10 protein-coding genes are annotated in these 10,274 nt (G+C 68.2%); 5 read left to right on the top strand and 5 right to left on the bottom strand.

All coding sequences use genetic code 11. The features are described 5' to 3' along the window. The 4 genes from G3I40_RS20920 to G3I40_RS20905 all read right to left on the bottom strand — a co-directional run. Positions 1-256: transposase (locus tag G3I40_RS20920; RefSeq protein WP_343244980.1), on the bottom strand; the 256-nt coding region annotated here is incomplete at its 3' end. Between the two features lie 569 nt (positions 257-825). Beyond that, a complete protein-coding gene (locus tag G3I40_RS20915) occupies positions 826-1,314 on the bottom strand; it encodes a hypothetical protein (protein ID WP_164303662.1) in 489 nt (162 codons plus the stop codon). Positions 1,315-1,461: 147 nt separating this feature from the next. Further along, complete coding sequence (locus G3I40_RS20910; protein ID WP_164303643.1) at positions 1,462-2,145, bottom strand: 2-phosphosulfolactate phosphatase; 684 nt, start codon at positions 2,143-2,145, stop codon at positions 1,462-1,464. A 107-nt stretch (positions 2,146-2,252) separates the two neighbouring features. Further along, positions 2,253-3,014: a maleylpyruvate isomerase family mycothiol-dependent enzyme gene (locus G3I40_RS20905; protein WP_164303642.1), complete on the bottom strand. Its 762-nt coding sequence runs from the start codon at positions 3,012-3,014 to the stop codon at positions 2,253-2,255. Between the two features lie 314 nt (positions 3,015-3,328). Here G3I40_RS20905 and G3I40_RS20900 point away from each other — a divergent pair, with 314 nt between their 5' ends. Next, positions 3,329-4,069, top strand: a complete 741-nt coding sequence (locus G3I40_RS20900; RefSeq protein WP_164303641.1) for a dienelactone hydrolase family protein — start codon at positions 3,329-3,331, stop codon at positions 4,067-4,069. Between the two features lie 43 nt (positions 4,070-4,112). On the opposite strand, the gene G3I40_RS20895 is transcribed toward G3I40_RS20900, so the two are convergent. Next, the gene (locus G3I40_RS20895; RefSeq protein WP_343244979.1) at positions 4,113-4,670 is read right to left on the bottom strand and encodes a CGNR zinc finger domain-containing protein; all 558 of its coding nucleotides are present in this window, start codon (positions 4,668-4,670) and stop codon (positions 4,113-4,115) included. A gap of 138 nt (positions 4,671-4,808) precedes the next feature. Here G3I40_RS20895 and G3I40_RS20890 point away from each other — a divergent pair, with 138 nt between their 5' ends. The 4 genes from G3I40_RS20890 to G3I40_RS20875 all read left to right on the top strand — a co-directional run bounded on the left by G3I40_RS20890 (position 4,809) and on the right by G3I40_RS20875 (position 9,439). Beyond that, positions 4,809-6,008, top strand: a complete 1,200-nt coding sequence (locus G3I40_RS20890; protein ID WP_343244978.1) for an MFS transporter — start codon at positions 4,809-4,811, stop codon at positions 6,006-6,008. 369 nt (positions 6,009-6,377) lie between these two features. Continuing rightward, positions 6,378-7,277, top strand: coding sequence for a helix-turn-helix transcriptional regulator (locus tag G3I40_RS20885; RefSeq protein ID WP_343244977.1), 900 nt, complete (start codon positions 6,378-6,380; stop codon positions 7,275-7,277). 36 nt (positions 7,278-7,313) lie between these two features. After that, on the top strand, positions 7,314-8,333 hold the full coding sequence (locus G3I40_RS20880; RefSeq protein WP_164303639.1) for an aldo/keto reductase: 1,020 nt from the start codon (positions 7,314-7,316) through the stop codon (positions 8,331-8,333). Between the two features lie 278 nt (positions 8,334-8,611). Continuing rightward, entirely contained in the window at positions 8,612-9,439 is an 828-nt protein-coding gene (locus G3I40_RS20875) for a sugar nucleotide-binding protein (RefSeq protein ID WP_164303638.1), read from the top strand. The last annotated feature ends 835 nt before the right edge of the window (positions 9,440-10,274 follow it).

Genomic DNA, 10,274 nt, shown 5'->3' with positions numbered 1-10,274 from the left:
CGTGCAGCTGCGGCCAGACGCCGGCCTCGGTCCAGTCCCGCAGGCGCCGCCAGGCCGTCACGCCACTGCAGCCGACCTGTTCAGCGGGAACATCCCGCCAGCTCACGCTCTTGCACAGCACATAGACAATGCCTCTCAGCGCAGCCCGGTCATCCGCCGGCAACCGCCCGGGATACCGACGCCGCCGAGGCGGACGAGCAGGTAAGAGCGGCGCCACACGTTCCCACAGGTCATCAGGCACCAGTTCAACAGTCACCCAACCAATCCTGCCGACACAACACCCAACTACCAAGCCCCACAACAAAAGTCATTCTGAAACGGTCAGTAAGTAACTGTTGTCGTCCCGCTCTTGAGGAGTGGGCGTCGAACGGGAGTCTCGATCGGGTGATCGCGGCTGGCTGCGGGAATGGGAACGGGGCCTCTTGGTAGCTCGGGGTTGCGAAGCCGACCGAGAACCAGGGGCCCCTGTTGCCGCAGTTGTATGTGCTCGCGCCGGTGCAGTTCAACCCGGCCGCCCTGTCGTGTGATTGCGTGGTTCACCGGTTCGGAAATGCGGCCGACCATCCCGAGCGTGTCCGACGGTGCCCCTCGGGCGGGACGGACGCGGAGCGGGCCGTGGTCCGGCCGCTGCTGCTGGTGCCGGGCTGGATGCGGGGTCGGGGTGGTCAGCCGGAAGCGTATTGCCAGCGGGCTTGAAGCCTGCCCTGACTCCTGCTCCCTCGTCGGCGCCCGGGCGCGGTCCGAACCCCCCCGGCGAGGCCGGCCGGCTGTGGGGCGATGGCGGACGGGACGGGGCTGGGGTGGGTGTGTGGTTGAGGTGGTCAGTCAGGTGAGTGTCGAGCGGATCCAGTCGATGGCATGCAGTACCTCACCTCTGTTCTTTGCGCTCTTGATCCAGGTGGGTAGCCGCGCGACCACCGTCATCTTCTTGCCGTGTATGTCCCAGGGGGCTCTTTCACGCAGCGGTGCCTGTACGAATTGCCGGAGTAGTTCCAGGTGCTCTGGGTCGTAGGCCCACAACCAGCCGTGCCGTGTCTGCGCCTGCAACCACAACGGCAGCCTGAAGTAGGGATCTGTGGCTTCACCACGTCCCCGGAAGAGGCCAAGACGTTCCTCGGCCGCATCCCGAGCCAGTCCACACGCCCGACAGACAAGACGGCGGCGCGCGAACATCGAGGGGACTGAGCCATCGCTCGCAGGCACCGCCGGGGCAACGTGCGCGATCCCGGCGCACTTCGGACAGCGCACGAGCACATGATCAATGAAGTGGTACTTCGTGTGCTGTGCGTCTCGGAACCGCAGGGGCGAGAGCATGACGTCAGTATGCGACAGCCCACCCGACGCATGTTCGGCATAGCGGGGCGCCTTGCCGTGCCCGATGACCGGGAACGCACGGGGAGCCCCGTACTTCGGCATGACGGAGGTTGCGTACCAAGAGCAGCGCTGAATCCTCCACCGGTCTCACCCTGGAAGCGCAGCGCACGGACGCAGGACCATGAACGAGCCCTCCAACCTCGCCACCATGGCAAAGGGGAACCGGTCGAGTTCCAGGCAGAGGGCGACGTCATCCGGGTGGACGCCCTGGCGGACCCCTGTCGCCAGTTCGGCAGCGGCACGCGATTCGCTTGCGCGATGGAGGAACGCGGCTGCGTCCGCTCCTGCCTGGGTTGCTCGGCGAGCGATGTACTGAGCGCATGCGAGATCCTCGTCAGCCTGGCCGTCCTCGCCGGTGACCACGAACGTGACGCTGTCACACTCGTGGTTTCGCAGGAGCCGAGCTGTTGCCTCCGCCACCAGGAAGCTGGCGCACAGCACCAGTGACGCTTCCTTGACCGCGAGAGCGCCGACTGTCCCGGCGGTGGTCTTCTGCACCACCGTTCGTCCGCTGAGGTCAACAGATCGCAGCAGGCCAGGGGAGTTGACCAGGTCGAACCCGGGCGCAGGCGCACCGTCCTTGAGCGTCACCCAGTCCGGGTGGCGATCCTTGAGGCTTTGGGCTTCATCCAGCGACTCAGCCAGAACGATCTTCTCTGCGCCCTGGGCAAAGGCCCAGGCAGCCACCGTGAAGGCACGCATGACGTCGATCACGACCGCCACGGGCGGGGCTTTGGTCAGCTCAGGGATGCCAAGGAAGTGAGTGTCCATCGCGCCATGATCGCGCATGCCCGTCCCGGGGCGCAGTCACTCGGTCTGCGGGCATAGGCGGGCTGTAGCGGCGGTGGGCTTGATCTGCTGTTGACGGCATTGGCTGGTTATTCCTCGGGCTCCCAGGCGATCAGCTGCTCGAACACGTGCTGGTTGCCCTCTACTTGCAAGGCGTTCAGCTGGAGGCGGCCCCAGACCAAGAGGAGCAGCTGCTCGGCGGTGCCCGTGGCCGAAGCGGAGGCGGGCGCGGCGTCGTCAGGGAGGGGTGCGGGCCAGGCGCCGGTGTCATCCAGTGTGAGGAGCCAGGAGCGTCCCTCGGTAGCGTGGTAGTGGATGGTGGCGGCCTGGTGCGGCCAGGCTGCAGGAGTGGAGTTGCAGGTGTCGAGGAACTCGGCCACGCCGTCGATCGCGACGGCTGTGGGCATCGGCTGCTGGACGTCGGCGGTGAGCTGGGCGTCGTAGGTGTGCACCAGCACCTCGTGCACCCGGCGCCGGGCGACGCCCCAGGAATTCGCCGGTGACACGCCGGCACTCCACCATGCCCAGCATTCGCGCTCCGGGCCGGCCTGGCGTAGCGCAGTCAGGAGCAGTTCGTTCGACTCGGTGTACCAGGCCAGCAGCGCCTCGAGCTCGTGCGGCACCTCCGTGATGTCCTTGGCCGGCGGAGTCTTGGCCGGGCCCGCGGCGACGATCGCGGCCCACCAGCGCTGGCCTGCACCCAGGTGCTGCACCAGATCGGACACCGTCCATTCGGGGCAGGACGGCACCGGCGCGTCAAGGCTGGGCGTGGCGGCAACCGCATTCCTGAACGCGGCCGACCGTTCGTCGATCAGTTGCAGCAGGTCGGAATACTCAAGACGGTCAGTCACATCGCTTAACTACCACGGCAGTTCAGCCGATCGCACTTCTATTCCAAGCCGTCCGCCGCATGAGCTGGAGCCCCTGGCGCCATTGTGAAATCACCTCGAACCATGGCGTGGCCACGCATCGGTGCACTAGGCTTTTGGCCATGATTTCCGGGATGGCCGCGCGCCGCACACAGATTGTTGCCCCGGTGCTCCGCTGAGCGCCGCCCGGGCCGGCACAGGCTCGCCATGGGAGCAAAGGACAGGCGCCACTGCGCGCGGTCCGCCCCTGTCGTGTTGACCACGGGTTCGACATATCAACAACGACAGGAGCAGGTATGCCCATCACGTCTTTGCAGATTTCCACCGCCGATGGCCAGGCTGACGCCTTCGCCGCGTTCCCTGACGACGGCGAGTGCCACCCGGGGGTGCTGATGTACCCGGACGGGTTCGGGATCCGGCCCGTGCTGAGGGAGTTGGCGCTCGAACTGGCGGGTCACGGCTACTACGTACTCGTCCCCAACTTCTTCTACCGTCATGGTCCGGCACCCGTGATCGAGCTTCCCGAGTACATCGGGGAAGAGGCCAGGCCCGCGGTCTTCGGCCAGTTGATGCCCTTGATCGAGGCGCACAGCACTGAACGCGTCCTGGCCGACGCCGACGCCTACATCAGCTTTCTCACCGCCCGGCCCGAGGTCGAAGCCGGGCCGGTCGCGGTGACTGGCTACTGCTTCGGAGGCCTCCTCGCGCTGCGCACGGCCGCGGATCACCCCGACCAGGTGGCTGCTCTCGCCGCCTTCCACGCGCCTGTCGCCACAGTGGGCCCCGGCCTCTTCGCCGAGCTGACCGCCCAAGTCCATTTCGGCCATGCGGAAGGCGATATCACGCCCGAGGAACTCGACGAGCTCAACAAGACGCTGGATTCCGCGGGGGCCGACTACACCTCCGAGATTTACCCCGGCACCACCCATGGCTTCACCATGTCCGACACGGATGCCTTCAGCGCCTCGGGGCTGAAGCATCACTGGGATCGCCTGCTGCCGCTCCTGAGCCGAACCCTGCCGGCTTCGAGGCCGTAGACCCAGCGCATCCGGTGGCTGACGGTGGGCGCCCCCGGCTGCATCAGCCCTGCTCGTTCTTGCGTGCCCGGAAGGATGCCGCTTTGACGCGGCTGCGGCAGGCGTTCGAGCAGAAGTGGCGTGCGGCGTTGCGGGAGTTGTCGACGTAGACGCGGTCGCATTGCGGCGCGGTGCAGACGCCGAGGCGTCCGGCGAGGTTGCTGCCAATGGCCAGGGCGAGGGCAGTTGCGCATCCGGCGCTCCAGCCCACGGCGAGCGTGTCCTCGGCGCCGTGGAAATGGACTTGCCAGGGCTCGTCGTCGACGCGGTCGAGTTGCGGGCGGGCGCCGGTGGTGCGCAGGAGGGCATTGACGAGTTCTGCTGCCTGGCCGGTGTGACCGTGGTCGACAGCTACGAATACGGCCTTCAACTGCTGGGCGGTGTGGGCCAGATAGGCCGCGTGCACTGGATCGACACCTGGACGGTCGGCTGCGAGGGGCAGTGCGTCGTGGACGGCCCGAGGGAGTTGGTCGCCGTGCGGGGCGGTGTAGGGGCGGCCTTGTCGGAAGCCGTCGGTCAGTGCATTCACGAGCGAGACAGCGGCGTCGAGTAGCGTCAGCACGTGACCATCGAACATCACTTGACCGGTCACTCCTTCAGGTCCTAGCGTCCATCCGTCACCAACGATAGCCGTTTCGCTGGTCACGGACGAGGAGCGGGGGTGGGGCCCGTGCAAGGCAATAAGCGATTGCCGCCTGCGGTGCGGTTGCTGATCGTGGCGCGGGCGGTCAACCGGCTCGGCGCGTTCTCGATGTCCTTCCTCACCGTTCTCCTCGTGACCAGCTTCGGGACCTCCGCCGCGGTCGCCGGAGGCATCGGCGCCGCTTTCGGCCTCGCCACGATCCCCTCACGTCTGGCCGGGGGACGCCTGGCCGACCGGATCGGCCGGCGCCGCACGATCGTGGCAGGCCTGACCGGATGCGCGGTGGCCCAGCTGGGCCTCGCCGCGGCCGACAGCCTGACTCTGGCCGTCTGCTGCACCGTCCTGCTGGGCCTGGTTTTCGAACTCTACGAACCGCCGAGCCAGGCCATGATCGCCGATGTCGTTGCGCCAAGTGAACACGTGCGCGCCTACAGCTTGTTGAACGCAGCCCTGGCCGCCGCCGGCATGGGTGCCGGACTGATCGCGGCGGGCCTGGGCCGCTGGGACCTGCGCTGGCTGTTCGTCGCGGACGCGCTGACCTGCCTGCTCTGCGCCCTCACAGTGCACCTGACCCTTCCCGCCGACCACCGCACGGCCCGGCCCGCCACGCCCGAACGCAGCGCCGAGGCCACCCCCTGGCGCGACCGTTCCCTTCTGCTCCTCCTGGCTACAGGGATGCTGTTCGCGGTGATCTACCTCCAGATCATGATCACGCTGCCGCTCGCCATGGACCGAGAAGGTCTGCGGTCTGCCGACGCGGGGCTGCTGTTCACGGCGTCAGCTCTCACCATCTGCGCAGGCCCGCCACTCACGCGCTGGAACCGCCTGTCCGCACTCTCGCCCCCCGCCGTCTTCGCGGGTGGGTATGCACTGCTGGCTCTGGGACTGAGCGGATACGCACTCGCCCACACGCTGGCCGGCTACCTGACGGCAACTATCGTGTGGAGCGTGGGCGACCTGCTCCTCGTGGGCCGTGTCTACGCGGTCGTCGCCGAGCTGGCCCCGGCGGGCGCGAAGGGGCACTACCTGGCCGTGTACGGCACCAGTTGGGGCATCGCGGGCATCATCGCGCCGGTGCTGGGGACGCAGCTCATCGAACATGTCGGCCCGGCGGGGCTGTGGAGCGCGATGGCCTGCGCGTGTCTGCTGCTTGCCGCACTGCAGCCCGCGGTGATCCGGCACGCCGTCTCCCACGGAGGGGACGGCCGCCAGCCCGGCCCGGTCTTCGCCGAGGAATCGGGCCAACGGCCTGGCTGACCGGCATCCGCGTGCCGAACCTGACGGAAACCCCATGTGGAAAGCCCGGCGCTGCCGCACGGCGGCCTCGCCGAGTACGTCGTCGCGGACGGCCGGGCCCTGCTGGCCGCGCGGCTTGGCGCGGGCCGAGGACGCGACCGCGTGTGCGGCGTGCAGTGTCCTTCGGACTGTTGCCCGTCCGGGTACGGGAACCGATTTCCGGGGCGTCCTGGCCTCGGCCTGCTCTGCCCTGCTCCAGGAGAACACGCTGGAGTCCGCGGGTGGGAGTCACTGCTGTTCCAGGTACTGGCAGTACCTCGCAGCTGCCGGCAGACCGGCCTACGGTGGAGAAGCCGGCGCAAGATCCATGCCGAGCCCCGAGGAGAACCTGTGTCGCTGGCACCCGACAAGAAGAAGCTGGCCGCTGAAGTCAAGGAGTTCCTGAGCACCCGGCGGGCCCGGATCACCCCCGGGCAGGCCGGCCTGCCGGTGTACGGCGCCAACCGCCGGGTTGCGGGCCTGCGCCGTGAGGAGGTCGCCCTGCTCGCGGGCATGAGCGTGGACTACTACGTCCGTCTGGAGCGCGGAAACCTCAGTGGCGCCTCCGAGGCCGTCCTCGAAGCACTCGCGCACGCCCTACAGCTCAACGAGGCCGAACGCACCCACCTCTACGACCTGGCCCGCGCCTCGACCCCCGCGGGCCGGCGCCCCGCGGTGACGGCCTCCCGGGTCCGCCCCACGATCCTTCGGCTGCTCGACTCGATGACCGGGGTCCCGGCGTACGTACGCAACGCCCGCTTCGACACCGTCGCCACCAACACGCTCGGCCGCGCCCTGTACGCGCCGGTGTTCGACTCGCCGCTGTTCGCCCAGCGCGGGCCGGTGAACACCGCCCGGTACATGTTCCTGGACCCGGCGAGCCAAGGCTTCTGGGCCGAATGGGACAAGGGCGCCGACGACGTGGTCGCCTTCCTGCGCACCGAGACAGGCCGCGCACCACACGACAAAGCACTGACCGACCTCATCGGAGAACTCACTACCAAGAGCAGTGAGTTCGCCAGCCGGTGGGCACGTCACGACGTCAAGTTCCACCGTTCCGGAGTGAAGAAGCTGCACCATCCGCTGGCGGGCGATCTCGTGCTGCCCTACGAGGCGATGGAGCTGCCCTCCGACCCCGGTCTGCGCCTGAACTTCTACGTCCCGGAGCCGGACTCGCCCGAACAGCAGGCCCTCGCCCTCCTCGCCAGCTGGACCACCGCCGGCGCGGACATCCCGACCACCACCGACTGACCGTGCACACCCGAACGCACAAGGGAGAAGATCCACATGCAGTACCGACCGCTCGGCCGCACCGGCGTCCAGGTCAGCCCGCTCTGCCTGGGCGCGATGATGTTCGGCCCCTGGGGCAACGAGGACGAGGCCGACTCGATCCGGATCATCCACCGCGCGCTGGATGCGGGCATCAACTTCGTCGACACCGCCGATGTGTACTCCGCCGGCATCTCCGAGGAGATCGTCGGCAAGGCGCTCAAGGACCGCCGTGAGAACGTCTTCCTGGCCACGAAGTTCTTCATGCCCATGGACCAGGACGACCCCAACCAGCGCGGCGGCTCACGCCGCTGGATCATCCGAGAGGTCGAGAACTCGCTGCGCCGACTGGGCACCGACCACATCGACCTCTACCAGGTCCACCGCCCCAGCCCCGACACCGACGTCGAAGAAACTCTCGGCGCCCTCACCGACCTGGTCCGCCAGGGCAAGGTCCGCTACATCGGATCCTCCTCCTACTCCGGCTCGCAGATCGTCGAAGCCCAGTGGGCCTCGCGCGAGCGGAACCTGGAACGGTTCGTCACCGAGCAGCCGCCGTACTCGATCCTGGTGCGCGGCATCGAGGAGGACGTGCTGCCCACGGTGCGACGCCACGGGATGGGCACCCTGACCTACAGTCCTCTCTCCGGCGGCTGGCTGTCCGGCCGCTACCGCAAGGACGCCACCGAAGGCCCGGCCTCCGCCGCCCGCCCTCAGGCGCGGTTCGACATGAGCACCCCTGCCAACCAGCGCAAGCTCGACGCCGTCGAGCAGCTCGCTGTCCTGGCGCAGAAGGCCGGCCACACACTGATCGAGCTGGCGGTCGCCTTCGTCATCAACCACCCGGGCATCACCTCGGCCATCATCGGACCGCGCACCATGGACCAACTGGAGGCGTTCCTGCCCGCCGCGGACATCACCCTGTCCTCCGACGTGCTCGACGCCATCGACGAGATCGTCGCCCCCGGCGTCACCGTCAACCCGGTCGACAACAGCTACGGCGACTTCGAACTCCGCGCCGACCAGCGCCGACGCTGACCCCCTGCCCGCCCGCACCGGCCGACTCCGGCCACACTCGCCACCGGAGTCGGCCGCCGCGTTCTACGGCTCACTCGGTGACGTGCGGAGGATGAGTGAAGGCAAGCAGGCCAGGACCCGCAGCGGTCAGTCACCCGAGCCCTGTTACAGACGCATGGGTGCGATCAAACAGCCGTCACAGGTGAAAGCGGCGTCAAGGAACCTGTCTCGTCCGCGACGGTCAGAGGGTCAGACGGAGACCGCGAGAGCGGGTGTGCAGTGACCTACCGTGTTACCTCATGACAGTCTTGATCGTCGGCGGCAGCGGATTCCTGGGCGCCGAACTGGTCCGCCAAGCGCTCGCGTCCGGGTACCCGACGGCCGCGACGTTCGCGACCAGGCACGGCAGTGCTCCTGAGGCCATGTGGCACGCCCTCGACCTGCGGGACCCGGAGCGCATCGAGGCGGTCGTAGCAGCGGTGGGCCCGCGCCTCATTGTCAACGCGACGAGCGGTGGATCGGACTGGGCGGTCACGGCCGAGGGTCCTGTCCGTCTGGCTATGGCCGCGGCGCGGTACGGCAGCCGCCTGATCCATGTATCCAGTGACGCGGTCTTCTCCGGCGCCCGCGTCCACTACGTCGAGTCCTGTCTCCCTGACCCGATCACGCCCTATGGCGCGGCGAAGGCCGCAGCTGAGACAGGCGTCGGCCTCGTGCACCCGCAGGCCGTCATCGCTCGCACCTCGCTCATCATCGGTGACCGGCAATCTGCGCACGTACGCACCGTGCACGACTCCGCGGCCGGGATCCGGGACGGCGTCTTGTTCACCGACGACGTTCGCTGCCCGGTACATGTCGCCGACTTGGCCGCCGCGCTGCTGGAACTCGCTTCCCGTGACGCCACCGGCGTCCACCATCTCGCAGGCTCCGATGCCGTGAGCCGTCACGAACTCGGCACCCTCATCGCCCGGCGCGACGGACTCGACGTGTCTCGACTGCGCTCGGGTCTGCGCGCAGAAAGCGCGCTTGCCGGGGCGATCGACGTCCGCCTCGACAGCCGTGCCACGCAGCACGGACTGCGTACCGTCCTGCGTGGCGCCCGTCAGTTCCTCGCCGTCTCGGATTGAGCACTTCCTGAACCCGCCCCGCCACGTTCAGAACGTACCTGGCCGGTCGTCGGCTCGCCGACGGGGTGTCGGGCTTCGGGGTCCAGGGGGCGAACCCGCGCGGCCGGGGCGCGCCGATGGATGCGTATCGAGACGGTGGTGTTAAGGCCTGCCGTACTCATGGAGACCGCCCGCCGTCGAACGCCGGGGTTGAACATCCGCTGCCTCGTGCGCGCCGACTCGCGAAGCTGCCGGCTCACGTCGGTTCGACGCGTTCTCGGCGCGGCCCAGTCTGCGGGTGCGTCGGTCGCGCATCGCGGCGTCAGGGTGCCCTCGGTACGTGTTTTGGTCAATTCGCGCGCCTGCCAACGCAGTTGAAGAGTGAAACGTGAGAGGGAGTGTCGGTGGTGAGTGCTTGGATGGGTGCTCGGGTTACTCCCGTAGATGAGCCATCGGAGGGGCCATGCCACTCGTGCAGGTGAGGGAATACATCAGGGGTGGCAGGGTTGTTGCCGCGCACACGCGGTGGCCGCCAGGCGCACGCCGACAGGTGACCATCTTCGTCGTGACGTGCGCGATCGTGTGGGGGTTCGGCTCCCTTCACCAAGGCGGTGGAGCACAGACCGGCACGGACGTCAGACAGCCCCGACCACACCAGACGGGCGTCTATCCGGTGCATTTTCCGGGATGGGACGAACCGAAGAAGCCGGAGCCGACGGTGTCCTACCCGATCAGGTTCGACGACTGACCGCCGACACGGCAGGGCCCTGCTGCCATCGACGGGTTAGGGCGCAGACGTGGCCCGCCGCTTCAATCGATGGCTGCTCGCCGGTGTCGACGCGGGCGATGACGTCAC

The sequence above is a fragment of the Streptomyces sp. SID14478 genome (assembly GCF_010548525.1).
Taxonomy (GTDB): Bacteria; Actinomycetota; Actinomycetes; order Streptomycetales; family Streptomycetaceae; genus Streptomyces.
Note: the sequence above shows the minus strand (reverse complement) of the source record. Positions and strands in the feature narration are given on the sequence as shown.

Coding starts and splice junctions, on each gene's coding strand:
- G3I40_RS20915 (WP_164303662.1), bottom strand. CDS start 1,314: ATGCTCTCGCCCCTGCGGTTCCGAGACGCACAGCACACGAAGTACCAC.
- G3I40_RS20910 (WP_164303643.1), bottom strand. CDS start 2,145: ATGGACACTCACTTCCTTGGCATCCCTGAGCTGACCAAAGCCCCGCCC.
- G3I40_RS20900 (WP_164303641.1), top strand. CDS start 3,329: ATGCCCATCACGTCTTTGCAGATTTCCACCGCCGATGGCCAGGCTGAC.
- G3I40_RS20880 (WP_164303639.1), top strand. CDS start 7,314: ATGCAGTACCGACCGCTCGGCCGCACCGGCGTCCAGGTCAGCCCGCTC.
- G3I40_RS20875 (WP_164303638.1), top strand. CDS start 8,612: ATGACAGTCTTGATCGTCGGCGGCAGCGGATTCCTGGGCGCCGAACTG.